This window comes from Actinoplanes siamensis (assembly GCF_016862395.1).
GTDB lineage: Bacteria > Actinomycetota > Actinomycetes > Mycobacteriales > Micromonosporaceae > Actinoplanes > Actinoplanes siamensis.
Genome location: NZ_BOMW01000014.1, coordinates 180,785 through 204,648 on the forward strand (window position 1 = coordinate 180,785; position 23,864 = coordinate 204,648).

Below are 23,864 nucleotides of genomic sequence, written 5' to 3' on the forward strand. Positions count from 1 at the left end.
GGATACTCGGCATGTCGGTGCGCGCGTTGAGCTTCGGTCCGGTGGCAGAGGCGTACGAGCGGTTCCGCCCGGGATATCCCGAGGAGCTGTTCGACCTGGTGATGGCGTACGCGGGCCACCCGGTCCGCACGGCTCTGGAGATCGGGGCGGGGACGGGCAAGGCGACTCGGCTGTTCGCGAGGCCGGGGATCACCGTGACCGCCACCGAACCGGATCCGGCGATGCTCGCCGAGCTGCGCAAACACGTGCCGCCCTCGGTGCGGGCGGTGCGGGCGGCGCTCGAGGACCTGCCGGCCGGCGGGCGTCGTGACCTGGCTGGCGGGAGTCGCGAGCGGGCCGGTGAGAGCCGCGAGATGGCTGGCGAGGACAGCCGTGGCCGGTCTGGCGGCGAGAGTCGCGCTCTGTTCGACGGTGGGCGTAACCATCTGTCCGACGGCGAGAGTCGTGGTCTGTTCGCCGGCGGCCGTAATCATCTGTCCGACGGCGAGAGTCGTGGTCTGTTCGACGGCCAGCATCGTGATCCGGTCGGCGGTGAGCGTCATGATCTGTTCTATGTGGCGGCGGCGCTGCACTGGACGCGGCCGGAGGGCCGGTGGGAGCGCATCGCCGGTCTCCTGAGGCCGGGCGGCGTCTTCGCCTCGTGCGGCGGGCCGGTCCAGTTGGCCGATCCCGCTGTGGCGGAAGCGGTCCGGGCGGCTCGCGCGCCGTTCCTGGAGACCGATGAGCTCCCGTCCCCGGACGGCACACCGCCGGAGCAGGAGATGCAGTGGCCGGGAACGGAGCTGGAACAGTCTCCCCTGTTCGAGGACGTCCGCCAAGTGACGATCGGCCGGCGACTGACGGTGAGCTCCCGCGATTACGTCGGTCACCTGTCCACTGTCTCCGCCTACCTCACCCTGCCGCCGGCCCACCGCGCGGAGGTCTACCGGCGGATCCTCGCGGCCGTCCCGGACACGCTGGAGCTCACCGCCGACATCGTCGTCCACCTCGCCCGCCGGGTCTGAGCCGTTCCGGCTCGCGCTCCCGCGCCCACTTTGGCTCGCCGCACCCGGCGCTGCCCGTTCGTGCTCGCGCTGCCCGTTCGTGCTCGCGTTGCCCGTTCGTGCTCGCGTTGCCCGTTCGTGCTCGCGTTGCCCAACTCGTGCTCGTGCTGCCGCTCCTGTTCGCGCTTGTGCTCGTGCTCGCGCTCCGAGTCGGCTTCCGCTCCGTCCGCTCAGGCTCGCGCTCTGGTCTCCTTCGTCAGACGCGGGTGGGGAGCGGGCCACCGTTGTAGGTGACGGCGTCCATGAAAGCCGCGATCAGGTCCAGTTCGGTATCGTGGTGATCGGCGTAGAACCGGTGCAGATTCAGCACGATCCGTTCCGCGTCCGCCCACCCGGCGAACTCGCCCAGCTCGACGGCACGAGCCGCCTCCAGCGGTGACAGCCCCCGCTCGATGCCGGCTGCGCCGGCCTGCAGGACGAGGCGGTAGTACCGCCGATGCTCGTCCAGCACCCGCGAGATGTCGTCACCGCTCAGGATCGGCCCGTGCCCCGGAACGATCACCTCGGCCCCGAACTCGGCCAGCCAGTCGACCGCCGCCAGCGCACCCTGCACCGACCCCATGAACACCAGCGGCGTCAGCCCGGCGAAGACCAGGTCCCCGGTGAACAGCACCCGCACGTCCGGCACCCAGGCGATCAGGTCGCCGGTCGTGTGCGCCGGCCCGCCCGGGTGCCGCAGCTCCACCCGCCGCTCACCGACGTGCACGGTGAGGGCGTCCGCCACGGTGACGTCCGGCAACCGCCGTTCCACGTCGCCCCAGTCTGGCACCGGCGCCCAGAACGGCGGACACCCGTCGATGATCGGATCGCTCCGCAGCCCTTCCCGCATCTTCTCCTGCCCGATGATCACTGTTTCCGCGGGAAGAAGACTGTTGCCGTACGTATGATCCCCGTGCTGATGCGTGTTGACCGCCAGCTTCGGCAGCCGCCCGGCAGCCGCCCCCAGCGCATCCAGGAACCGCCGCGCCCGCGTGGCGGTCGCGCAGGTGTCCACCACGAGCTGCCCCGCCGCGGTGGTGACCGCTCCAGCGTTGTTGAGCCACCACGAGCCGTCCGGTTGCACCCAGGCATGAATACCGGGCCGCACCTCGATCAGCTCGGCCGAGTCCTCCGTTGCGTTCATGCCGAGAGGCTACCGCGTGCCTAATGCCCCGTTTATGACCCTCCTGTCCTTATCGAGGTGGTTGATTCGGCTACGCGCGCTGCTGTCATTCCGGCTGCGCGCGCCACTCCCGCCCTGGCTGCGCGCGCCACTCCCAGCCCGGCTGTACCCGCTACTCCCGCTCGGGCTGTATCCGCTACTCCCACTCCGGCTGCGCGTGCTGAGCCAAGCCCAGCCCGAGACCCCGCCGAGTCCCAGGCATCCATCGAGTGAACGGTGCCCTGCCGCGCGCCTCGGGCCGTGCCGGGGCGCGCCTTGGGCGGCGCCCGGGTGTGCCGGTGGCGCGCTGGACGCGTGCCTCGGCTGGTGCTGGACACCGCGCCCCCCGGCTGGTGCTGGACACCGCGCCCCCCGGCTGGTGCTGGACGCCGCGCCCCCGGCCTGCGCCGGACACCGCGTCTGGCGCGGCGTCCCTGGGCCACGCTTGGTTATGCGCCCCTGATTGACTCAACCGCGGCCCGGACCGGTAGGGCAGAGCGCGTGGCGGATGCGCGGAAGATGGAGGTCGCCGGTCCCTGGGCGTGCCGCGGCTGTCGGCATGTGCCGGGCCTTGAGTGCTCGCCAAGGTGCCGGTGCGCGGAGTCGTCACAGGTCGGCCTGGGAGAGGCGGAGGGCGGGCGCCCGCAGCATCCGCCTGGTCGGCAGCGCGCCGGCCACCAGCGCGAGCATCAGGCACAGCCCGACCACGCCGGCGATGACCGGCCACGGCACGACCAGCGGAACCTCTGCGCCGGTCTGCTCGCTCAAACCTGCCCGGACGGCCAGGAGAGCTCCGAACGCGACCAGCCCGCCGAGCACCGCACCGATAGCCACGACCAGCGCGGACTCGGCTGCGACATACCCGGCCACCTGCCGCCGCGTCGCCCCGGCCAACCGCACCACCCGCAAGTCGGACGCGCGTCCCTGAGCAGCCATCAACAGCGTGTTCGCGACCGCGATAGCGCCGTAGCCGGCCGAGACCCCGATCAGCATGAGCGTGAACAGCCACACCAAATGGTCCTCGGCACTGTCCGCCTCGGCGGCCCACGTCCTCACGTCGATCACCCGCGCGCCAGTGCCGGCCGGAACCTCGCGGTCCAGATACACGGCAGAGGTCAGCGCGGAGGGGTCGTGTCGCCGCACCATGTCGCGGGACATCAGGAGATCACCGCGGATCGACCCGTCGGCGACGACCCCGACGACTCGCAGGGCGATCTGCCGCCCGTCGGCGAAGGTGACCGGACAGGCCGCACCGGGCTGCAGATGCGCAGACTCCGTGACCACCACGGTGTCCGGGTCCCGAAGGCCATCCAGGCCGCCCATGATCACCCGCGCGCTCCGATCGGCCTGGGCGAACGCGGCCGGATCAACGCCGAGACCGCTCAGCGCGCGCAGGTCCGCTCCGAACGCTGTGGTCGGCAGGATTGCCGCTCCGGACACGGCGGTCACGGCGGCGTCGGACAGCCCCGGCGTACGGTCCGGCACCAACACACGGCCAGCCGCCACGTCCGCCTGCCGACCCGCCGCATACGCCGCCGTGGACGTCCGTACCATGCCGGAGACCAGCACCGCGAACGCGACGGTCAGCAGCACCGGAGCGGCCGTGGACGCGGTACGCCGGGCGGAGGTCAGCGCGCCCTCACGAACCAGCAAACCGATCGCTCCGCCGCCGGCCCGCACCGGAAGCCGCCACAGCCGCACGACCAGCGGTATCACCGCGGGCGCAACGGCAACCATCCCGGTGACCAGGGCCATCGCCGCGTACAGCGCGAATGTCGCACCATCCTGGGCGTCGTCCGATCCGGCCGCACCGATTGCCAGCGCGACACCGACCGCGACCAGCGAGGCACCCGTGATCCAGCGCAACCGTCCCATCGGACGCTGCTCGACGGCCGCCTCACGCAGTGCCTCCAGCGGCCGCACCCGTGCAGCTCGGCGAGCCGCAGCCCAGGCGCCGGCCAGCGCGACCAGCGGACCGAGCAGAAGCCCGCCGAGGATCGGGAGGGGGTGGTACCGGATTTCGTATGTCGCCGGCTCGAATCCCGCATCGATGAGAAGCCGGCCCACCAGCGGGGCCACCGCGGCACCCGTGATGGCCCCGAGAACCGCACCGGCTCCGCCGACGAGCAGCGCTTCGCCGTACACCATCCGCCGCACCTGGCGGGGCGTCGCACCGACCGCCCGCAGCAGGCCCAGCTCACGCCGGCGCTGCGCGACGGTGAACGCGAACGTCGACGCGACGACGAACACCGTCACGAACCCGGCGAGCGCCGCGACCCCGGTGAGCACCTGCATGCCGATCCAGCGGGTGCGGGCGTCCTCACGCGGTTCGAGGGCGCCGCGAGCGTCACCGGTCAGCACCGTGCCTGCGGCGCCGACGATCCCGCGAGCGGCTGCCGCCACCGAGCCGGCGTCCGTACCCGGCGTGAGGACCAGGCCGATCGCGCGCACTCCGGGCGCCAGTTGGGCGGCCACGTCGTCGGGCACCAGATAGTCGGGCCGATCGGCCAGTCCGGTGACCGTGTGCGGCACCGGGCCCTTCGCTGTCAGCAGCGTGATCGCGGCTCCCGGCTGGAGTCCCAGTGACTCGTCCACCACCACATCGCCCGGCTGCCGTGGCGGCTCACCCGTCACCAGGCGCACACCGCCGAGACGGGCCGACGACCAGCCATGTCCCTGAACCGCGTCCTGGGCCGGCCTTCCGTCGATCACGGCCTGGGCGTAGAAGGAGCGGTCCGCGACGGCTGCCGCGACCCCGGGCAGGCCCGAGAGCCGTTTGCTCATCTCTTCGGCTCTCGTCCCCGGCCACGGGATGGTGGGCGGGAACGGGTCAGCCGGAGTGTGGCTCTCCGGCGCTTGGACGATGACCGCCGCACCCGCCAAACGGTCAGGAATCTTCGGCCGGCCCGCGACGAGCAGCAGCAGGGCAAGCGTTACCAGCGCGATCCCGATAACCACGGCCACCAGCGCACCGGCTGCCCGGCGGAGCCTCAGCACGATTTCTCCACCAGGTGTGCGGTGCGGGCCGCGATCTGCTCAGGCGCCAGGGGCCCCCGGACGTCGTCGGCGATCCGGCCGTCCGAGAGGAACACGACCCGGTCGGCACGGGCGGCAGCGACCGGATCGTGGGTCACCATCACCACCGTCTGATGGTGCTCGTCGACCAGTCTCCGCAGCAGATCCAGGATGTGCCGCGAGGTCACGCTGTCCAGCGCGCCGGTCGGCTCGTCGGCGAACACCACCGCGGGCCGGCTGATCAGCGCCCTGGCCATCGCGACCCGCTGCTGTTCGCCTCCGGAGAGCTCGCTCGGGCGGTGCCGGAGGCGGTCGGCCAGGCCGACCTCGGCGAGGGCGGCGGCGACGGCGCCGGGTGCTGGGCGACGCCCGGCCAGCCGGGCCGGCAGCGCCACATTCTGCTCGGCGGTCAGCGAAGAGACCAGATTGAACGACTGGAACACGAAGCCGATCCGGTCGCGCCGCAGCCGCGTCAGCTGGTCCTCCGTCAGACCGCCGAGCGAGACGTCGTCGATGGTCACCGAGCCGCTGGACGGGCGGTCGAGGCCGGCCGCGCAGTGCAACAAAGTAGACTTGCCCGAACCGGAGGGACCCATCACCGCGGAGAACGTGCCACGCTCGAAGGCAACCGATACGCCGTCGAGCGCGACCAATCGCCGCTCGCCCGTGCCGTAGGTGGCGCGGATGTCCTCCAGAACAACCGTCTGCGTCGTCATGCCGGAAACGATGCCGGGACGGGGCCGGGTCGCGCGTCGGACCGGGATTGACACTTTCCGTTCCACCCAGCGTGGTACGCCGTACCTCCGAATCGTCCTTCGTCATCCCTGGGGATGACGGCTCGCGGGCCGACGCGCGGCGCCTCCGCGGCCGCTACCGTCTTGCGCATGGATGCCGCCCAGCTGATCAGGCGCCTCCGCCCGGCCGAGCTCTACGGACTCGACGCCGTCGCGGCGGCGGTCGTTGTACTGGTCTCGTTCGCCGGTGCGCTGGCCGAGCCGACGGACGGCCGCCCGGCCGAGCCTGTCTGGGTCTCGGGGCTCACCGCCCTTGCCATCGGGCTTCCGGTCGTGGTCCGCCGTCGCTGGCCCTTCCCGGTGGCCATCGCCGTCACGCTCGCCGCCTCCCTCGCGCTGGCCTTGGAGTTCATCCCGTCCTTCGCCGCGCCCGGTCCGGTCGGTGCTCTCGCCCTGGCCTTCTACACCTTCGGCACGGCTGTGCGGGACAGCCGAGCGTTCCTGATCGTGGCGATCTGCTCCTTCTTGGTCAGTGCCGGAATGGGCGGGCCGGCGCTCTACGCCGGCCAGAGCCTCCCGCCGGACGGACCGCCGGCGTTCCTGACGGCGATCTTCGGGGGTCTGGTGATCGCGCCGTCCGCGATCCTGGGTTTTGCGATCGGTGAGCGCAGAGCGCAGAACACCCAGCGCAGCGAGCAGCTCCGGCGCGAAGCGGCGATGGAGGAACGGCTCCGGCTGGCCCGCGAGCTGCACGACGTCATCGCGCACACGATGACGCTGATCGTGGTCAAGGCGTCGATCGGCAACCACGTCGCGGAGTCGGATCCGGCCGAGGCCCGCGACGCCTTGCAGATCATCGAGAAGACGGGACGATCCGCGATGTTCGAAGTGCGCAAGGTGCTCGACATGCTGCGCGAGGACACGCCGTATGCGCCGACGCCCGGGCTCGACGACCTGCCGAACCTGGTCGAGTCGGCCTCACTGGGCGACGCCCGGGTGACACTCACCGTGGACCCTCCGGAGGGCGCGGCACGGGACGCGATATCCCCGTCGCTTCAGCTGGCGGTGTATCGGATCGTGCAGGAGGCGGTGACCAACGTGGTCAAACACGCCGCGCCGGCCCACTGCCAGGTCACCGTGGTGGTGGGTCCCGACGACGTACGCGTGGAGGTCAGCGACGACGGGAAACAGCCGCCGCGGGCCAGCAGTGGCGGGCACGGGCTGATCGGGATGCGTGAGCGGGTGGCGCTGCACGGAGGGACGTTCAGCGCCGGGCCGCGCGACGGCGGAGGGTTCTGCGTGACCGCGCTCCTGCCGGTCAGCGGATCGGCGTCCTGAGGTGGCGCGTAATGGTACGGGCGGATGGTGCGGTGTCGACAGTGACCGATGTTGTGGAAGGGGGTGATCGCCCGATGATCCGGGTCTTGATCGTGGACGACCAGGCGTTGCTGCGCGGTAGCTTCCGGGTGCTCGTGGACTCCGCCGGAGACTGCACCACGGTGGGGGAAGCGGGTACGGGCACGGAGGCGGTCCGGGTAGCCGCCGAGACCCGCCCGGACGTGGTGCTCATGGACGTGCGGATGCCGGACCTCAACGGGATCGAGGCCACCCGTCTGATCGCCGGTGATCCCAAGCTTGCCGGCGTGCGGGTGTTGATGTTGACGACGTTCGACCTGGACGAGTACGTGTACGGGGCGTTGCGGGCCGGCGCGAGTGGCTTCCTGCTCAAGGACACTCCGCCGGCTGAGTTGCTGAGGGCCATCCGGGTCGTCGCGGCGGGGGAGGCGTTGCTGGCGCCGAAGGTGACCCGGAAGCTGATCTCGGAGTTCGCCCGCCGGCCGCAGTCGGAGCGGCCGATCCCGCGCCGCCTGGACGGCGTGACCGAGCGGGAGCGGGAAGTGCTCACCCTCATCGGCCGCGGGCTGTCGAATGCGGAGATCGCCGAGCACCTGGCCTTGAGCCTGGCCACCGTGAAGACGCACGTCGGGCGGATCATCGCGAAACTCGAGGTGCGTGACCGGGCCCAACTCGTAATCGTCGCCTACGAGACGGGGCTGGTCGCTGTGGGCGCTTGAGTAGGGGCAAGGGTTGGTGGGCGGCGTGGGCGTTTGGGTGGGGGATGCGGTTGGCGTGGGCGCTCGGTAGGGGAGGCGGCTGGCGGGCGGCGTGCGATGTGGTGCAGGAGAGGGGGGTGTCAGGTGAAGACCGGGGCGATGTCCCACCCGGGAACCGTGATTGTTGTCGTACCAGAAAGGAATCGCAGTAGATTTTATTGGCTTTTTCCGGCGCGCTGCGGCTGGCAGGATCAGCTCATGCGTCGAATCTCCCAGCGAATTTCTGGAATTGCGGAATCCGCCACCCTGGCCGTTGATGCGAAGGCGAAGGCGTTACGGGCGGCTGGGCGGCCGGTCATCGGGTTCGGGGCCGGTGAACCGGATTTCCCGACGCCCGACCACATCGTCGAGGCCGCCGCCGAGGCCTGCCGTGACCCGCGCAACCACAAGTACACCCCGGCCGGCGGCCAGCCCGCGCTGCGGGAGGCGATCGCGCATGCCAGCGCCCAGCCGATCGACGCCGGGCAGGTGATCGTCACCAACGGTGGGAAGCAGGCCGTCTACCAGGCGTTCGCTACGCTGTTGGATCCCGGCGACGAGGTGCTGATCCCCGCGCCGTACTGGACCACCTACCCGGAAGCGGTCCGCCTTGCCGGTGGCGTCCCGGTCGACGTGGTCACCGACGAGTCGACCGGGTATCGGGTCGGCGTGGAACAGTTGGAAGCGGCGCGGACGGCGCGGACGCGTGTTCTGGTGATGTGTTCGCCGTCGAATCCGACCGGCGCGGTGTATTCCCGGGAACAGCTCGCGGAAATCGGCGGATGGGCTGCCGAGAACGATCTGATGGTGGTCACCGACGAGATCTACCAACATTTGGTGTACGGAGATGCCGAATTCCACTCGATGCCCGTGGTGGTGCCCGAACTCGCCGACCGGACGCTCGTGCTCAGCGGCGTGTCCAAGACGTTCGCCATGACCGGCTGGCGGGTCGGCTGGATGTACGGGCCCCGTGACCTGATCGGCGCGGCGCTCAACCTGCAGTCCCACCTGACCTCGAACGTCTGCAACATCGCCCAGGCCGCCGCGCTCGCCGCGGTCACCGGGGACCTGTCCGCGGTGGCGCGCATGCGGGAGGCGTTCGACCGGCGGCGCCGCACCATCGTGGAAATGCTCAACGCCATCCCCGGCGTCGTCTGCCCGGAACCGCAGGGCGCCTTCTACGTCTACCCGTCCGTCAAGGGCCTGCTGCGCGGCCGGACCTCTGCCGAACTTGCCACCTTCATCCTCGACGAAGCCGAGGTCGCGGTGGTCCCGGGCGAGGCCTTCGGCACGCCCGGATACCTGCGATTCTCGTACGCGTTGAGTGACGCCGACCTCGTCGAGGGGATCACCCGCATTCAGAAACTGGTTCCTACCATGGGCGGGTGACGGAGTCGAAGGCGCGCCGCGGATCACCTCGAGGCAGCGGCACGCGTCCTCACCAGCGTGCGGCCGCGACTGTTCGGCATCGCCCCTACCGCATGCTGAGCAGCGCCTCCGAGGCCGAGGATCTGGCGCAGGACGTCTGGCTGCGCTGGCAGGCCTACGACCGTGCCATCGTACGGGCAGATCGGCGACATCCTGCAGTCCACCGAACCCGCCGTCCGGCATGGGCTCGGCGGCGCGCCAAAGCATCGTCGACGAAGCTCAGCGGCGACGAAGCTCAGCGGCGACGAAGCTCAGCGGCGACGAAGCTCAGCGGGGACAGAGCCCCAGCGGCGACAGGCGAAGCGCAGTGACAACAGGCGATGCGCAGCGGCGGCCGGGAGAGGCGCGGGCGGCGGGCGGTGTGCTCTGGTCGTACCCCGCAATCGGGTTTTGATCTCCAGAGCGCCCACCCGCCGCCCGCAAGCGGTCAGCGCCGTTTCTTCTTCCGGTCGCGCTCCAGGCCTCGCTCGCGGTCGGAGGCGATGTCCTCGGAGTACGTCGCACCACCGTCGGACTCGGGAGTCAGTGGCCGCGCACCGCCCTCCGGCGGCCCCGCCAGCGACTGCTCGCCGGCCGCGAGATGCGGGTACTTGAGGTCGAACGCGGGCCGCTCGGAGCGGATCCGGGGCATCTCGTGGAAGTTGCGCAGCGGCGGCGGCGTGGACGTGGCCCACTCCAGGGAGTTGCCGTGTCCCCACGGGTCATCGGCGGTGACGACCGGGCCAACCTTGTACGACTTCCACACGTTGTACGCGAACGGCAGCACCGACACGCCCAGGACGAACGCGCCGATCGACGAGATGGTGTTCAGCGTGGTGAACCCGTCTTCGGGCAGGTAGTCCGCGTAACGGCGGGGCATGCCCTCGTCGCCGAGCCAGTGCTGGACCAGGAAGGTGGTGTGGAAGCCGATGAAAGTCAGCCAGAAGTGCACCTTGCCCAGCCGGTCGTCGAGCATCCGGCCGAACATCTTCGGGAACCAGAAGTAGACGCCGGAGAAGACGGCGAACACGATCGTGCCGAACAGCACGTAGTGGAAGTGCGCCACGACGAAGTAGCTGTCGTGCACGTGGAAGTCGTTCGGCGGGCTGGCCAGCAGCACTCCGGTCAGGCCGCCGAGCAGGAAGGTCACCAGGAACCCGATGGCGAACAGCATCGGTGACTCGAAGCTGAGCTGGCCGCGCCACAGGGTGCCGATCCAGGTGAAGAACTTCATGCCGGTCGGGACGGCGATCAGATAGGTCAGGATGCTGAAGAACGGCAGCAGCACCTGGCCGGTGGCGAACATGTGGTGCGCCCAGACGCTCATCGACAAGCCGGCGATCAGGAGCGTGGCGGCGACCAGGCCCTTGTAGCCGAAGACCGGCTTGCGGCTGAAGACCGGGATGACCTCGGTGATGATGCCGAAGAACGGCAGCGCGATGACGTACACCTCGGGGTGGCCGAAGAACCAGAACAGGTGCTGCCAGAGCATCGGCCCGCCGGTGGCCGGGTCGAAGACGTGCGCGTTCAGCACCCGATCCGCGGCCAGGGCGAACAGGGCGGCGGCGAGCAGCGGGAACACCATGATCACCAGCAGGGTGGTGACCAGGATGTTCCAGGTGAAGATCGGCATCCGGAACATGGTCATGCCCGGCGCGCGCAGGCACAGGACGGTCGTGATGATGTTGACGCTGCCGAGGATGCTGCTCAGGCCGGTCAGCGCCAGGCCGACCACCCACATGTTGCCGCCGTATCCGGGCGAGTGCTCCCAGTCGCTCAGCGGCGTGTACGCGGTCCAGCCGAAGTCGGCCGCGCCGCTGGGCGTCAGGAACGCGCCCACCGCGATCAGGCTGCCGAGCAGGTACATCCAGTAGGAGAACGCGTTGAGCCGCGGGAACGCCACGTCCGGTGCGCCGATCTGGATCGGCACGATGAAGTTGGCGAAGGCGAACACGATCGGCGTCGCGAAGAACAGCAGCATGATCGTGCCGTGCATGGTGAACATCTGGTTGTACTGCTCGGGCGAGAGGATCTGCATGCCGGGCCGGGCGAGCTCTGCGCGGATCAGCAGTGCCAGGAAACCACCGATGGCATAGAACACGAACGACGTGACCATGTACATGATGCCGATCTGCTTGGCATCGGTGGTGCGCAGGATCCGGGTCAGTGCCGAGCCTCGTACCTGCCGACGGACCGGGTGCGGTCGGACAGGGGTCGGCCTCGGGGCGACGGTGGTCATCCAGCCTCCTCGGCTGCGCATATGGGGACCTAGTGCTCACCCTCTGTTATAGGCTTCAACTGTTCAATTCGTGGCAGATCGGCTATTCCTCTTTTGTCCGGAAGGGGGAGGGCATGCTGGAGGAGAAGGACCGCCGCGCCCTCGAGGACATCGAGCAGCGGCTGTGCGCCAGCGACCCGGCCTTCGCTCGGCGGATGGGCTCGCCGTCCGTCCCGTTCCCGACGGTCTCGGTGCTGTGCGTGCTGTCGTTCATGTCACTGCCGTTCGTGGGACTTTTCCTTGGCCCGCGGGCGGTGCTGGTCGCGATCAACGCGACAGCCGTCGTGGTGATGATGGTGCTCGTGTGGCGGGCCAGAGCATCGCGGTGATCAGGCGCTGCAACCGCGCGGCCAGCTCCGGCGCCTCGGCGCCGGCCAGCGGTTGCACCCGGCCGACCGCAGGACCGTACAATGGGCCGGCGGTGGAACGGCGATCAGGTGCTGTCCAGGTCGCCGCGCTGTTGCAGCGCGAACAGCAACGCCATGGCCGGGACGACCAGGAGCAGCGCGGCCCCCGCCACGATCGCGAGAGCCCAGAGTGTTGTGTCCGGAGCCGCGGCCTGGGTAATGCGCAGATGGCTGCCGAGTAGGTATGGATACTGTGCTACGCCCCATCCCAGCACGACCGTACCGGCGGCGCTGGCGGCCAAGGCCTGCAGCAGCCGGGGCGCCGCCCGGTGCAGTAGCGCCAGGCAGGCGAGACCGCATGCCGCCGACACGACGACCAGCGGCAGGCCCCGGGTGAGCAGCCCGTGGAAGAGGCGGTGGGCATCCGAGCGCAGGATCCACACACCGGCCACGGCCACCGCCCCGGTCACGACGGCGCAGCCCTGGGCACGGCGGCCGAACCAGCGCTGCAGTTCCGGTTCGGCCAACCGGCGCGCCTCGGCGGTGAGAAATACCGCGGCCACGAACGCGCACACCGCGACGGCGAGCACCCCGCCCAGCAGTGAGGTGGGATTGATCCAGCTGGTGATCGGATCGCCGTGGCCGTCGGCGGGGACACGCCCGGAGGCGATGCCGCCGGTCACGGTGCCGAGAAAGAACGGTGTGATGACCGAGGAGGTTGCGAAGGCGGCGCCCACGGCACGTTGCTGCTGGGTGTGGAGGACGACCTTGCGGAACGCGAAGCCGCTTCCGCGTACCACGATGCCGAGGGCGGTCAGGCCCAGCGGAATGTAGAGCGTCGTCATGATGGCGGCGAAGGCCTGCGGGAAGCCGGTCCAGAGCATGACCAGGCAGAAGATCAGCCACACGTGGTTCGCCTCCCACACCGGGGCGAGCGTCTGGTCGAGCAGATGCCGGGGGCCCTGGCCACGGCGGGCGCCGCCGGCGGTGAGGTCCCAGAGCCCGGCGCCGTAGTCTGCGCCGCCGAGGACGGCGTACGCGAGGACCCCGGCGAACAGGACGACGGCGGCGAAGGTGCTCACGACTGCTCCTGGATGACATCGTCGTGGGCTCGGGACGGCCCGTACGGCACATCGGCGCTGCCGGCGTTGCCCCCGGCGCGCCACCGCCGTGGCAGCAGCCGGAGAACGTAGAACGTGGCAGCACCGACGGCGACGTACAAGACGAGCGTGGCGGCGAAGAACAGCCAGAGGTTGCCCGACGTGGTGACCGCGTCGCGCGTCAGCAGGTAGCCCACGACCGTCCACGGCTGCCGGCCTACCTCCGTGACCACCCAGCCGGCCTCCAGGGCCACGACGGCGAGGATCCCGCTGACCGTGGTGGCCCGCAGAAACCATCTGCTGCGCGGTAGGTCGTGTCGCCGCCACCAGCCGAGGGCGTACCACGCCGAGAGCGCGAGCAGCGCGAAGCCGATGCCGACCATGACGTCGAACGCGAGGTGCACGACGGTGACCAGCCGGTCGGAGGGCCGCACGGCGGCCGGTATCGCCTCGAGGCCGGTGATCCGGGTGGACGGCTTGTAGCCGGAGAGGATCGACGCGCCCGACGGGATGTCGATCCCCCAGTGAACCTGGCCGTCGGCGTAGTAGCCGCCGAGGACTTCCGGCACATGGGTGCCGCTGCGCGCCAGCGCTTCAATGGCGGCGAACTTGGCCGGCTCGTAGTGGTAAACCTCCCGGGCCGCCACGTCACCCACGAAGATCTGCAGTGGCGTGGTGAGCGCCGCGACGGTGAGGGGGATGACCAGGCCGAGACGGTGGTAGTCGTCCCGGCGGCCCCGCAGTATTCCGGCCGCGTAGACACCGGCGATGATGAACCCCGCCACCATGTACGCGGCCAGCAGCATGTGAATGGCCTCGTACCAGAACGCCCGGTTGAAGACGACCGCCAGCGGCCGCACCTGCGTGACTCTGCCGTCGTGCAGAGTGAAGCCGCCGGGCTGGTTCATCCAGGCGTTCGCGGCCACCACGGAAAGGGTGCCGCCGATGCCGGACAGCACGACGGGCACCCCTGTCCAGAAGTGTGGCCAGGGGCGCATCCGCCGCCACCCGTAGACGTAGATAGCGACGAAGATCGCTTCGAGGAAGAAGAACAAGCCCTCGACCGCAAACGGGATGCCGTACGCGGCGCCATAGGTTCCCATCAGGCGCGGCCAGAGCAGCCCGAGCTCGAACGACAGCACGGTCCCCGAGACGGCGCCGACGGCGAACAGCACCGCCGCCACCTGAGACCAGCGGCGCGCCAGCAACAAGGCCTCCGCGTCGCCGCGTCGCAGCCCGCGGGCGTTCGCGATGAGCATCAAAAACGTGAACGCCACCCCGAACGGCACCAGGATGATGTGGAAGCCCAGCGTGAACGCCATCTGCTCGCGGGCGGGCAGCATCTGCGCCGGATCCTGCGCGACAACGGCGGCCGCCGGGAGCGCGGCCGGGGGCAACATCGCCATGGCGGCCCGCCTACCCCTCCGACGCCCAGGGAAACGTACCACCCGGGCCTTCTCCGATGACCTCGAGCTCGTAACCAGCGGCATTGAGACCTGCCAAGACGCCCGGAGCGGCAGCGATGGCCAGGCACACCCATGCGGCGGCGACCCGGCGACCCGATCTCAGCTCATGCTGGTCAGCAGCTCGCGGCAGGCGTTCTCGCAGGCGCGGCAGGCCTCGGCACAGATACGTCAGCTCAGCAACCATGTCCTCGCTCAGACAGGCATCAGCGCACGCCGTGCACGCCTCGGCACACGCGATCAACGCGTCGATCGCCCCGGCCGGAACTCGCCGTCGACGAACACCCTCGCCTGCAAGTCACCGCAGCGCTCGCCGAACTCGCCATGGCGATCTGACCACGCCACCTGGCCGGGCTGAACGCGTCTCCCGGTCGAACAACGCGACAGAGCCACGAGGCTCAATGTCCGGCACCGCGCCATAAGGGCATTGCATTTACTTAGATCGATACGTGATGGTACGAGGAAACGGCTAAGGTCAACTGGTGGCGATGATCGATCTCGGGGATCTCAGCCGACCGAATCGGGTCGTGACGGGCCGACAGCCAGCTGCCCGGCGATGGCGTGGCCTCGCCTTGGGCTTCGCCGTCACCGCCTGTCTCGGGACGTTGCATTCCGCGCCTACCGGTGAGCCGACCGTTCGCATGGCGTGGACGGCTCCCTCCACACGCACATTGCTCACTCAGGCCGACCGAGACACGGTATGGGCTCATCGGGCGGTGGACGGCGGTGGTGAGCTGACCGCGTACGAACTCGCCACCGGGCATGCCCGCTGGACCCGGCCGACGACTCCTGCGGCAGTCTCGGCCGGATGGTTCTCGGTGCTGCCCGATGCGGGGATCGTGCTGGTGCCGTCCGAGAACGGCAACACCGTCCTGGATGCCATGACCGGTGCACCGTTGTGGCAGTCGCCCGGCAGCACAGAAGCTCATACCGTGGGCACGGTGCTGCTGCGCGAGAGCGACGTAGAGGGCCGGTCCACCGGGCTACGGCTGGTAGGGGCCCGTGACGGCAGGACGATCTGGCAGCGGCCCATGGGAGGCATCGGGGGCGTCCAGGTCCGGTTCGGTGACGGTCGGCCGGGAGTCATCGCCGTGGACACCGGTGAACTGCTCATCCTGTTGCGGTACGACGACGGCACCCCGCTGATCAGCCGTCGCCTGCCGGACGAGGCCATCGACGAGCGGTACCTGTCCTTCGCCGGCGACAGTGTGCTCGTCCAGTTCCGTGCCGAAAGCGCGTTTGCTGTCACCGCGTTCCGGCTGGACACCTTGGCCGAGAGTTGGCAGGCCGAGCAGGCCGGAGGCGGTGCCCTGGACGGCTGCGGCCCGGTCGTCTGCCTGTCCGGCTCGAAGGGGATCGCCGGCCTCGACCCCGTAACCGGAGTGCAGCGGTGGGCGCTTCCCGCCGACTACGGCATCTGGTCCGTACTCGGGGACCGCATCGTGGCCTCCCACAGTCCGCGGACCTCCGACGAGGGCCGGCAACCACTGGTGTCGGTCATCGACGCGCAGACCGGACGGCGACTCGGCGACGAGGTACCCGGCCAGCCCGCGGTCTCCGTCATCGGCGACGGGCGCCTGCTGCTCCTGCGGCCCCGGCCCGACGACCCGGTGGGTGCCATCAGCGTCTACGACCTGGACGTCGCCACCGGCCGGAGCAAACTGATAGGCGAGGCCGACTACCAACTTCTCAACTCAGCGTACGAACTCGTCGGCCACCACCTGACCCGATTGCTCGACGGCCAGCTCCAGGTGATGAACGTCGGCTGACGAAGGCCATGGCTCGCGTGACATCGGTTCACACCTGGCTGACGGCTCTCGCCGACATGAAATCGCGGGTGTGCGGAGCGGACAGTTCGGCGGCTTGATGGCCTCGGGTGAGTGCTCCGGGTGTCCGGTCACCGGCGGCCAGCAACTGCAGCGCGTCGAATGCGTCCTGGTTGAGACCGGCAATGTCGATCAACACGTCGTGGCGGCGTTCGATGGCGTGGCGTAGTCGGCCGAGCACCGGTGGCGCTGCGCAGCTCGATGTCGCCACCACAGGCCAGGACCGGGTACCCGCCGCGCGCCTGATCGCGACGCCATCCGGCGATCCAGTCGGCGGTGACGAGCGGCCGGGTGGCGTGCCGATGCGCCCACCCGGCTCGCCATCGACCCGCTGCCCGGAGCGGAGGTAGAGAGTTTTTCTTCAGTATCCGGGCCGTTTGTCCGATGGATCTGACATGCCCGTACCGCGTCGCGCTCCGCGCCGGATCGACGTCCCGTCGGTCGCCGCCGTCGGGCTGCTCGCCTTCGAACTCGGCTGGTTCCTTATCGGTCTGGGACACGTCTGGTCGCACCCGATCATCGGCTGGCTGCCGTTGCCGATCCTGCCGGCGCTGGTCATCTACGAATGCCGGCGGCTCGCCCGCACGCGCCAGCTCGACGACGGCACCCGCCGGTTCTGGGGGCGGCTGGGGGTCGCCACCGCGATCCTGATCGTCGCCGTGTTCAGCAGCATGGAGGACGCGCTCGGTGGTCCGGTGCCCTCCCAGGACTTCAGCCCGCGCACGCTGGGCCTGTTCGGCCTGTTGCACGTCATCGTGCTGTGGGCGCTGCTGCGATTGCCGGCCTGGAAGCGGTCCGCCGGCGACTGGCTGCGGTTCGGCCTGGACACCGCGATCGTGCTGCTCACCGGCGGGGTACTGGCCTGGCGTTTCTGGTTGAGCCGGGTCGACTTCGGCGACGCGCCGACCGCCGCCCCGGCCACGCTTCTCATCATCGTCGTGGTGACGGTTGTCTCCCTGGTCACGATCGTCAAGCTGGCCTTCGCCGGGGCCGGGCGGCTGGACCGCGGGTCGCTGCACATCCTGTCGGCGGGCGTCGCGCTGTCCGCGGCCACCGGGGGCGTGGCGCCACTGCTGGCTGACCGGCCGTACCTCAGCACCACCATCCTCGGGGTCGCGTTATCCCAGGCCACCAGCGTGCTGGCGGCTCGGCGGCAGTGGCGGCGGCGGCACGCGCCGCCGGTCGAACGGTCCCGATCGCGACGGTTCAGCGTCCTGCCGTACCTCGCGGTGGGCGGGCTCTACTTCACCGTGCTCAACCAGGAGCTGCGGCAGGGCGGCACGGACACGGTGATCGCCAGCGCCGCGGCCGCGCTCACCTTGCTGGTGGTGGTCCGGCAGATCAGCACGTTGCGGGACAACTCGCGGCTGCTGGCGACGGTCGACGCCAATCTGCGGCAGTTGCGGGCGTACCAGAAGGAACTGGACCACCAGATCAGCCACGACCCGCTGACCGGGATCAGCAACCGCCGGGCGTACGTCGAGCGCCTCTCCGCCCGGCTCTCCGCGGGCGAACCGGTCGTCGCGGTGCTGCTCGACCTGGACGATTTCAAGGTGGTCAACGACCGCCACGGGCACGACACCGGCGACGCGCTGCTGTGCGCGATCAGCGCCCGGCTGCGGCAGAGTCTGCGCCCGCAGGACACGGTGGCCCGGCTCGGCGGCGACGAGTTCACCCTGCTGCTGCCCGGGGCCGGGCCGGCGGAGACCGACGAGGTGCTGCGCGAGCTGGTGTCCGCGGTGCAGCAGCCGATGATCGTGGGCGGCCGGGAGATGACCCCGCGGATCAGCGTCGGGGTCACCGCGAGCGCGCCCGGTGACTCCTCGGCGGAGTTGCTGCGCCGCGCCGACGTGGCGATGTATGCCGCCAAGCACGCCGGCGGCGGCCGGTGGACCTGGTACGACCCGATCATGGACGAGCGCGCGGACACCGACGCCCGGCTCGGCGCCGACCTGCGCCGGGCCATCGCCCGCGACGAGCTGTTCCTGGTCTACCAGCCGATCGTGGAGCTGCCGAGCGGCCGACCGGCCGGGCTGGAGGCGCTGGTCCGCTGGCGGCACCCGGAGCACGGGATGATCTCGCCGGCGCAGTTCATCCCGCTCGCCGAGCGCGACGGGCAGATCATCGAGGTGGGCCGGTGGGTGCTGGCGACCGCGATGCGGCAGATCGCCGACTGGCAGCGGGAGTACGGCGCCGACGCCCCGCGGAAGGTGTCGGTGAACGTCTCGGCCCGCCAGCTGAACGAGCCCGGCTTCCCGGACGAGGTGGCCGAACTGCTCGCCACGATCGGGCTGGATCCGGCGAAGCTGGTGATCGAGGTGACCGAGACGGCGGTGCTCGGCACCGGCGCCGCCCTGGACGTGGTGCGCCGGCTCGACGAGCTGGGCCTGAAGATCGCGCTGGACGACTTCGGCACCGGCCAGTCGTCGTTGAGCCTGCTCGTCGACACTCCGGTGAGCTGGCTGAAGGTGGACAAGTCGTTCGTCGACGGGGTGACCTCGGACAGCCCGCAGGCGGTGATCCTCGACGGGCTGATCGGGATCACCCGGGGCCTGCGGATCCAGGCGGTGGCCGAGGGCGTGGAGACCGCCGAGCAGGCCGAACGTCTGCACCGTGCGGGCTACCGGTTCGCCCAGGGGTATCACTTCGCGCGGCCGATGCCGGCGAGTGACGTGGCTCTCCTGCTCGATGGTCCCAGGCAGCGAGAAGCTCGACAATCTCAACTGGCTTAGTAGACAACGTGGGGGGATCGTCGAGCAGACTTCCGCCATGGACCTGACCATGGCGGAAGTCGGGCTCGGCGTCGGGACCACGGCGTCAGGGCAGACCTGCCGGCTCACGCCGTCACCGTCACCGACCCGGCCGAGCGAGAGGCGGTCCTCACCGCCATCGTCGACGACCTCAACCAGTCCCACGACCCCGGCACCATACGGCCGACGAGGTTGGCGGACTGGGCTGACAGCGAACTGACGCGCATCCATTTCGACTGAGGTCGTAGGACACGGGATGCCGTCGATGCGTCTTCTCTCATTCGGCATACCTCAACCACGGCGAAACGGGCCTCGACTCGGGTTCCGGCGGCGGCACCGCATCCTGCATCCGGCCGGGTTGTCGGTGGCCCGCTGGTATTGCCCGAGGTAGCCGTACTGCACGTCGCCGACGTCGGCCGAGTCGTACGGCACCCGACCATGCCCACGTTCGGCTATCCGGCGCTGCGGTCGGTGCCGTCTGCGTCCGGACCCGGGGTGTCCTGTCCGAGGCCCCGGCGGATCGCGATCTCCACGGGTGAATACGCGCCGTCGGCTCGCTCCAGTTCGTACGGCACGGCCGGCATCAGCGGCGGCTGGGCCATGAAGCGCGGCCGGACCCCATGGTGCGGTTGCGCCGCGTGCACCAGGAACGGGTGGCACAGGAAGACGTCGCCCGGGGCGCCGGTGGCGAGGGCGAGTGGCCGGTGGGCCGACGCCGCCACCAGATCGGGCGCCAGGGCCAGCCCGCTCGCACCGTCCTGCCCGTACTTCTCCAGGACCTTCGGCACGTCGAGGTGGGAGCCGACCCGGATTCGGGTCGGGGCGTCCTGCTCGCCGACCTCGCTGAACAGGAACAGCATCAGCAGCGCCCGGCCCCGAGAGCGCACGTTGGTGAAGTACCAGCTCTCGCCCTCCGGCAGATAGCTCCCCTCGATGTGCCAGCCGGCGTCATCCGGCTCGGTCTCGTGCGGGAAGCGCAGCGGGAAGGTGCCCAGTGAGTAACGCGGCTCCCAGCGTCCCGCACCGACGAGCAGGTCGTACGCGTGGTGCAGGAACGGGGAGTTGGGTGCGGCGGCGAACGGCCCTTGCGCCATGTCGGGTATCCAGTGCACAGGCTGTGTCCACGTCGCTGGATCGTCCGGTTCGCAGCCCGTCTCTCGCCAGAGCAGCCGCGCGCAGTCCGCGGCCACGCGCGGCGCGACGGCGCCTTCCAGCTTCACGAAGCCGTCGCGCAGAAAGCGGGATACCAGGGTCGTGTCATCCATGCCGCTATCGTGCGGCGACGCCTTCCCCGATCACCCGACACTTTCCGCGCAACCTTTGTCGGGCCTGCCCCTCGAAGCGCGCGTCGGTGCCGCGACGGTGCCGGCCATGATCGGATCGGGCCACAACGATCGGGCGCGACCGGTGCGCCTCGGCCAAGGTGGACATCGGAGGGGAGCTTCATGATCGCGGCACTCAACCGGCTCGTCGACCTCGTCGAGGAGAGCCTGGCCAGTGACTTCGATGTCAAGGAGGTGGCCAGGACGCTGGGCACGACCGAATACCACCTCCGTCGGATGTTCTCGTCGTTGGCCGGCATGCCGCTGTCGGAGTATCTGCGTCGCCGCCGCATGACCGTCGCCGCCGCCGCCGTCGTCCGCGGTGAGGAGGACTTGCTAACCATCGCCGTCCGGCACGGATACGGCTCGACCGAGGCGTTCGGGCGGGCTTTCCGGGCGGTCCACGGCGTCAGCCCTGGACAGGTGCGGCACGCCGGAGGGCCCCTGCGCACCCAGCCACAGCTGAGGTTCCGCCTGACCGTGGAAGGAAGCGAACGCATGGAGACCCGCATCGTCGACCACCGCGAGTTCCGGCTGGTCGGGCACGCGGCTCGCGTTCCGCTGGTCCACCAGGGCATCAATCCGCACATCCGGCAACACATCACTGCACTGCCGACGGAGGAGCACCAGCGCTTGAAGGCCCTCGGTGACACCGAGCCAGCGGGCCTGCTCGCGGTCACCGACGACCTCGACCCCGACCGTGCCGAGGGCAGCGCGTTGACCTACCTGCACGGGGTCGCCGTGTCCCCGGACACGCCGGTCCCCGACGGCCTCGACATCATCAAGGTCCCGGCCAGCAGATGGGTGGTCCTCCGAACCGCGGGGCCACATCCGCAGACCCTGCAGAAGACCTGGGCCACCACCGCAACCGAGTGGTTTCCCTCCAACCCCTGGCGTCTGCGGCCAGGCCCGGAGATCGTGGCAGTGCTCGAGCACACAGACGACTTCAGCGCCGCGACCTGCGAACTCTGGCTGCCCGTCGAACCGGCATAGCGACCCCGCAAGCACCCCGGCGGAGAAACTTCGACGGCACAAAGCGGTGGGCTGGCTGCGCGAGCGTGGTTGCCTTACGCGGCGTGAACCCTCGAGCCCGGGGCGGCCGGATCGGCCGACCGGTACGCGGTGACTGCTGGCAGCCTCGAAGTGTGCTCAGGCCGGAGGGGAAACCTCGATAAGGCTGCCCTCAGCGGCGAGGCGCTTGACCCGTTGCTGGCCCCAGGAGCCGAGTGCGCGGAGCGCCTCGTTGAGGGAGATGCCGTGCGGTGTCAGCGAGTACTCCACCCGGGGCGGCACCTCGCGGTAGATCTTCCGGTCAAGCAGCCCGTCCTCCTCCATCTCGCGCAGGTGCTGCGCGAGCATCTTCTCGCTCACCCCCGGCAGGCCCCGCCGCAGCTCACCGAAGCGCCGGGTGCCGTAGTTGTGTAGCTCCCAGAGGATCAGCGACTTCCACTTGCCGGTCACCACGTCCATCCCGGCGTCGATGCCGCAGATGTACGGTCCCCGCCTCGCACCGGCTGCCATCCGGCCCTCCATACTTTCGAAAAGGTGAGTACCGCACCAAATAGTGGCTACTTGCTGGCCGCACTGTACTGGGGAAACCATGGTGACCGGCGCGCCGCTCATCTGTTCCTTCCAGTCTGTTGAGGACACATTTCATGACCACATTCCTAGGCCTGGGCGCGATGGGTACAGCCCTGGCCGCGACACTGCTGGACGCCGGCCTTCCCGTGGTTGGGTGGAACCGTGACCCGCGGCGGGCGCGGCCTTTGGCCGGTCGGGGCGCGGTCGTCGCCGACACCGTCGACAAGGCCGTCGCCGGCGACGGGCCGGTCGAAGAGCTGAGGGCCGCCCGATGAGCCACGAACCTGTCACCGTAATTGGCCTTGGTCCGATGGGCCGGGCCATGGCCGGCGCTCTCCTGCTCGGCGGCCACCCGGTCACCGTCTGGAACCGTACGCCCGGACGCGCCGACCGCCTGGTAGAAGCCGGTGCCACCCTGGTGGCCACCCCAGCGGAGGCGGTCACCGCGAGCCCGCTGACCATTCTCAGCCTCACCGACTATGCGGCGATGTACCGGATCTTGGGCGAACACCCGGACTTCCTGACCGGCCGTGATCTGGTCAACCTCAGCTCCGATACACCCGACGCGTCCCGCCAGGCCGCGGCCTGGGCGGCCGACCGGGGCGCGCGCTTCGTCACCGGCGGCATCATGGTGCCGGCCCCGGCGGTCGGCGGCCCCGGTGCATACGTCTACTACAGCGGGCCGGGCGAGGTCTTCGCCGCCCACGAACCGGCGCTACGGCTGATCGGCGACCCGCGCTACCTCGGCGGCGATCCAGGACTGGCCCAGCTGTTCTACCAGGCATATCTGAATGTCTTCCTCACCACGCTGTCCGGCCTGCTGCACTCCACCGCGATGGTGACCGCGGCCGGCACCCCGGCGGCCGACTTCCTACCGGACGCGATGGCGATGCTCACCGACGTCCCGGCGATGGTCGGCAGCGGCGCCGAGATCGCCGCCGAGATCGCCGCCGGGAAACACCCGGGCGACCTCAGCACCGTCCTGATGATGGGGGCCACCGCCGGGCACATCCTGCGGACCAGTGACCAGGCTGGCGTCGACCGCGCGCTGCCGGCGGCCGTCAAGTCACACTACGACCGAGCCATCGCCGCCGGTCACGGTACCCGTGGCTGGACCGCCCTCTACGACGTGATTAAAGCCTGAGCACGCGGCGGGCGGCTCGCATTGCCGGTTCTCCCCCCGGCCGTGCGGGTCGCCCGAGGTTCAGAATTCGCCACCCTCGCCGGCGTGCACTGATCTGCCACGACCCGGCGGAAGCCCACGTCCACGGGTTACTCAGCGTGAGCATCGGCGCCGGCGCTCCCACTGGGGTGATCGACGGCAGTTGAATCCGCGTCTCCGGAGCCACAATCCGGCGCTCTACCGCTGAGCTACGACCACAGTCCCCGCACCTGGGATCGAACCAGGGGCCTCTCCGGTGTGAACGGAGCGCTCGTTCCGCTGAGCTACACGGGGGTTGGCGGAGGGGGAGGGATTCGAACCCTCGCGCGGTTGCCCGCGCCCGCGATTTCCAGTCGCGGTTCCGAAGCCAGGCCGGCCCCCCACGATCAGGCCGGACATGGTCCGGCCTGGCGGCTCCCTCGGTCAGATTCGAACTGACACCGGTACGTATCAACAGTGCGCTGCCCTGCCGAGGCGACGAGGGAATGAGTAGAGCCGACGGGATTCGAACCCGCACCTTCCGACTTGAAAGGACGGTGACCTGCCGGTTAGTCGACGGCTCCGTGCCTGATGGTGGAATCGAACCACCGGCCTCCGCCGTG

At 70.0% G+C, this 23,864-nt stretch carries 20 protein-coding genes and 4 tRNA genes; 10 read left to right on the forward strand and 14 right to left on the reverse strand.

The window, feature by feature from the left end:
* Positions 1-11: 11 nt before the first annotated feature.
* A complete protein-coding gene (locus tag Asi03nite_RS37705; RefSeq protein WP_239102504.1) occupies positions 12-1,004 on the forward strand; it encodes a class I SAM-dependent methyltransferase in 993 nt (330 codons plus the stop codon).
* Positions 1,005-1,239: 235 nt separating this feature from the next.
* Here the strand turns inward: Asi03nite_RS37705 and Asi03nite_RS07305 are convergent, their stop codons facing one another.
* From Asi03nite_RS07305 to Asi03nite_RS07315, 3 genes are all read right to left on the reverse strand, one after another.
* Positions 1,240-2,166 carry an MBL fold metallo-hydrolase gene (locus Asi03nite_RS07305; protein WP_203677643.1) on the reverse strand — a complete coding sequence of 309 codons (927 nt, stop codon included), beginning with the start codon at positions 2,164-2,166 and terminating at the stop codon, positions 1,240-1,242.
* Positions 2,167-2,790: 624 nt separating this feature from the next.
* Positions 2,791-5,181 carry an FtsX-like permease family protein gene (locus tag Asi03nite_RS07310; protein WP_239102505.1) on the reverse strand — a complete coding sequence of 797 codons (2,391 nt, stop codon included), beginning with the start codon at positions 5,179-5,181 and terminating at the stop codon, positions 2,791-2,793.
* Positions 5,175-5,915, reverse strand: a complete 741-nt coding sequence (locus Asi03nite_RS07315; RefSeq protein WP_203677644.1) for an ABC transporter ATP-binding protein — start codon at positions 5,913-5,915, stop codon at positions 5,175-5,177. Before Asi03nite_RS07315 ends, Asi03nite_RS07310 begins: the two co-directional genes overlap by 7 nt.
* A 168-nt stretch (positions 5,916-6,083) precedes the next feature.
* Here Asi03nite_RS07315 and Asi03nite_RS07320 point away from each other — a divergent pair, with 168 nt between their 5' ends.
* The 3 genes from Asi03nite_RS07320 (at position 6,084) to Asi03nite_RS07330 (ending at position 9,415) form a co-directional block, all read left to right on the forward strand.
* Positions 6,084-7,271, forward strand: a complete 1,188-nt coding sequence (locus Asi03nite_RS07320; protein WP_239102506.1) for a sensor histidine kinase — start codon at positions 6,084-6,086, stop codon at positions 7,269-7,271.
* A 74-nt stretch (positions 7,272-7,345) separates the two neighbouring features.
* A complete protein-coding gene (locus Asi03nite_RS07325; RefSeq protein WP_203677646.1) occupies positions 7,346-8,008 on the forward strand; it encodes a response regulator in 663 nt (220 codons plus the stop codon).
* 123 nt (positions 8,009-8,131) lie between these two features.
* Positions 8,132-9,415: a pyridoxal phosphate-dependent aminotransferase gene (locus Asi03nite_RS07330; RefSeq protein ID WP_239102507.1), complete on the forward strand. Its 1,284-nt coding sequence runs from the start codon at positions 8,132-8,134 to the stop codon at positions 9,413-9,415.
* A gap of 466 nt (positions 9,416-9,881) precedes the next feature.
* Here the strand turns inward: Asi03nite_RS07330 and ctaD are convergent, their stop codons facing one another.
* Positions 9,882-11,672, reverse strand: coding sequence for an aa3-type cytochrome oxidase subunit I (gene ctaD / locus Asi03nite_RS07340; RefSeq protein WP_203677647.1), 1,791 nt, complete (start codon positions 11,670-11,672; stop codon positions 9,882-9,884).
* Positions 11,673-11,785: 113 nt separating this feature from the next.
* On the opposite strand from ctaD, the gene Asi03nite_RS07345 reads away from it, so the two are divergent.
* Positions 11,786-12,040 (forward strand): DUF3040 domain-containing protein, encoded by a 255-nt coding sequence (locus Asi03nite_RS07345; protein WP_203677648.1) that lies wholly within the window; start codon positions 11,786-11,788, stop codon positions 12,038-12,040.
* 104 nt (positions 12,041-12,144) lie between these two features.
* Here Asi03nite_RS07345 and Asi03nite_RS07350 read toward each other — a convergent pair whose 3' ends face one another.
* The 3 genes from Asi03nite_RS07350 to Asi03nite_RS39145 are packed head-to-tail and all read right to left on the reverse strand — an operon-like array spanning position 12,145 to position 14,865.
* On the reverse strand, positions 12,145-13,140 hold the full coding sequence (locus tag Asi03nite_RS07350; RefSeq protein WP_203677649.1) for a cytochrome d ubiquinol oxidase subunit II: 996 nt from the start codon (positions 13,138-13,140) through the stop codon (positions 12,145-12,147).
* Entirely contained in the window at positions 13,137-14,564 is a 1,428-nt protein-coding gene (locus Asi03nite_RS07355; protein ID WP_203677650.1) for a cytochrome ubiquinol oxidase subunit I, read from the reverse strand. The genes Asi03nite_RS07350 and Asi03nite_RS07355 overlap by 4 nt, the downstream gene beginning before the upstream one ends.
* 10 nt (positions 14,565-14,574) lie before the next feature.
* Positions 14,575-14,865 carry a hypothetical protein gene (locus tag Asi03nite_RS39145; protein WP_482866125.1) on the reverse strand — a complete coding sequence of 97 codons (291 nt, stop codon included), beginning with the start codon at positions 14,863-14,865 and terminating at the stop codon, positions 14,575-14,577.
* Between the two features lie 244 nt (positions 14,866-15,109).
* On the opposite strand from Asi03nite_RS39145, the gene Asi03nite_RS07360 reads away from it, so the two are divergent.
* Positions 15,110-16,390, forward strand: coding sequence for an outer membrane protein assembly factor BamB family protein (locus Asi03nite_RS07360; protein WP_275409338.1), 1,281 nt, complete (start codon positions 15,110-15,112; stop codon positions 16,388-16,390).
* A 28-nt stretch (positions 16,391-16,418) separates the two neighbouring features.
* Here the strand turns inward: Asi03nite_RS07360 and Asi03nite_RS07365 are convergent, their stop codons facing one another.
* Positions 16,419-16,628 (reverse strand): hypothetical protein, encoded by a 210-nt coding sequence (locus Asi03nite_RS07365; RefSeq protein ID WP_203677652.1) that lies wholly within the window; start codon positions 16,626-16,628, stop codon positions 16,419-16,421.
* 214 nt (positions 16,629-16,842) lie between these two features.
* Here Asi03nite_RS07365 and Asi03nite_RS07370 point away from each other — a divergent pair, with 214 nt between their 5' ends.
* The gene (locus Asi03nite_RS07370) at positions 16,843-19,179 is read left to right on the forward strand and encodes a putative bifunctional diguanylate cyclase/phosphodiesterase (protein ID WP_203677653.1); all 2,337 of its coding nucleotides are present in this window, start codon (positions 16,843-16,845) and stop codon (positions 19,177-19,179) included.
* Between the two features lie 470 nt (positions 19,180-19,649).
* On the opposite strand, the gene Asi03nite_RS07375 is transcribed toward Asi03nite_RS07370, so the two are convergent.
* The gene (locus Asi03nite_RS07375) at positions 19,650-20,462 is read right to left on the reverse strand and encodes a phytanoyl-CoA dioxygenase family protein (RefSeq protein WP_203677654.1); all 813 of its coding nucleotides are present in this window, start codon (positions 20,460-20,462) and stop codon (positions 19,650-19,652) included.
* A gap of 180 nt (positions 20,463-20,642) precedes the next feature.
* Between Asi03nite_RS07375 and Asi03nite_RS07380 the strand changes: the two genes are divergently transcribed.
* Positions 20,643-21,512, forward strand: a complete 870-nt coding sequence (locus Asi03nite_RS07380; protein ID WP_203677655.1) for an AraC family transcriptional regulator — start codon at positions 20,643-20,645, stop codon at positions 21,510-21,512.
* A 156-nt stretch (positions 21,513-21,668) separates the two neighbouring features.
* Here the strand turns inward: Asi03nite_RS07380 and Asi03nite_RS07385 are convergent, their stop codons facing one another.
* On the reverse strand, positions 21,669-22,040 hold the full coding sequence (locus Asi03nite_RS07385; protein WP_203677656.1) for a winged helix-turn-helix transcriptional regulator: 372 nt from the start codon (positions 22,038-22,040) through the stop codon (positions 21,669-21,671).
* Between the two features lie 134 nt (positions 22,041-22,174).
* Here Asi03nite_RS07385 and Asi03nite_RS07390 point away from each other — a divergent pair, with 134 nt between their 5' ends.
* Positions 22,175-22,375, forward strand: coding sequence for an NAD(P)-binding domain-containing protein (locus Asi03nite_RS07390; protein WP_203677657.1), 201 nt, complete (start codon positions 22,175-22,177; stop codon positions 22,373-22,375).
* Positions 22,372-23,244 (forward strand): NAD(P)-dependent oxidoreductase, encoded by an 873-nt coding sequence (locus tag Asi03nite_RS07395; protein WP_203677658.1) that lies wholly within the window; start codon positions 22,372-22,374, stop codon positions 23,242-23,244. Before Asi03nite_RS07390 ends, Asi03nite_RS07395 begins: the two co-directional genes overlap by 4 nt.
* A 163-nt stretch (positions 23,245-23,407) precedes the next feature.
* Here Asi03nite_RS07395 and Asi03nite_RS07400 read toward each other — a convergent pair.
* The 4 genes from Asi03nite_RS07400 to Asi03nite_RS07415 all read right to left on the reverse strand — a co-directional run bounded on the left by Asi03nite_RS07400 (position 23,408) and on the right by Asi03nite_RS07415 (position 23,825).
* Positions 23,408-23,481 (reverse strand) — tRNA-His (locus Asi03nite_RS07400).
* Positions 23,482-23,483: 2 nt separating this feature from the next.
* Positions 23,484-23,556 (reverse strand) — tRNA-Val (locus tag Asi03nite_RS07405).
* Positions 23,557-23,558: 2 nt separating this feature from the next.
* Positions 23,559-23,646: transfer RNA gene (locus Asi03nite_RS07410), tRNA-Ser, on the reverse strand.
* 106 nt (positions 23,647-23,752) lie between these two features.
* Positions 23,753-23,825 (reverse strand) — tRNA-Glu (locus Asi03nite_RS07415).
* Between the last annotated feature and the right edge of the window lie 39 nt (positions 23,826-23,864).

What these genes read in the sequence shown, in the direction of transcription:
- Asi03nite_RS37705 (WP_239102504.1), top strand. Translation starts at nt 12, where the DNA reads ATGTCGGTGCGCGCGTTGAGCTTCGGTCCGGTGGCAGAGGCGTACGAG.
- Asi03nite_RS07305 (WP_203677643.1), bottom strand. Translation starts at nt 2,166, where the DNA reads ATGAACGCAACGGAGGACTCGGCCGAGCTGATCGAGGTGCGGCCCGGT.
- Asi03nite_RS07315 (WP_203677644.1), bottom strand. Translation starts at nt 5,915, where the DNA reads ATGACGACGCAGACGGTTGTTCTGGAGGACATCCGCGCCACCTACGGC.
- Asi03nite_RS07320 (WP_239102506.1), top strand. Translation starts at nt 6,084, where the DNA reads ATGGATGCCGCCCAGCTGATCAGGCGCCTCCGCCCGGCCGAGCTCTAC.
- Asi03nite_RS07325 (WP_203677646.1), top strand. Translation starts at nt 7,346, where the DNA reads ATGATCCGGGTCTTGATCGTGGACGACCAGGCGTTGCTGCGCGGTAGC.
- ctaD (WP_203677647.1), bottom strand. Translation starts at nt 11,672, where the DNA reads ATGACCACCGTCGCCCCGAGGCCGACCCCTGTCCGACCGCACCCGGTC.
- Asi03nite_RS07345 (WP_203677648.1), top strand. Translation starts at nt 11,786, where the DNA reads ATGCTGGAGGAGAAGGACCGCCGCGCCCTCGAGGACATCGAGCAGCGG.
- Asi03nite_RS07355 (WP_203677650.1), bottom strand. Translation starts at nt 14,564, where the DNA reads ATGGCGATGTTGCCCCCGGCCGCGCTCCCGGCGGCCGCCGTTGTCGCG.
- Asi03nite_RS07360 (WP_275409338.1), top strand. Translation starts at nt 15,110, where the DNA reads ATGATCGATCTCGGGGATCTCAGCCGACCGAATCGGGTCGTGACGGGC.
- Asi03nite_RS07370 (WP_203677653.1), top strand. Translation starts at nt 16,843, where the DNA reads ATGCCCGTACCGCGTCGCGCTCCGCGCCGGATCGACGTCCCGTCGGTC.
- Asi03nite_RS07375 (WP_203677654.1), bottom strand. Translation starts at nt 20,462, where the DNA reads ATGGATGACACGACCCTGGTATCCCGCTTTCTGCGCGACGGCTTCGTG.
- Asi03nite_RS07380 (WP_203677655.1), top strand. Translation starts at nt 20,643, where the DNA reads ATGATCGCGGCACTCAACCGGCTCGTCGACCTCGTCGAGGAGAGCCTG.
- Asi03nite_RS07385 (WP_203677656.1), bottom strand. Translation starts at nt 22,040, where the DNA reads ATGGCAGCCGGTGCGAGGCGGGGACCGTACATCTGCGGCATCGACGCC.
- Asi03nite_RS07390 (WP_203677657.1), top strand. Translation starts at nt 22,175, where the DNA reads ATGACCACATTCCTAGGCCTGGGCGCGATGGGTACAGCCCTGGCCGCG.
- Asi03nite_RS07395 (WP_203677658.1), top strand. Translation starts at nt 22,372, where the DNA reads ATGAGCCACGAACCTGTCACCGTAATTGGCCTTGGTCCGATGGGCCGG.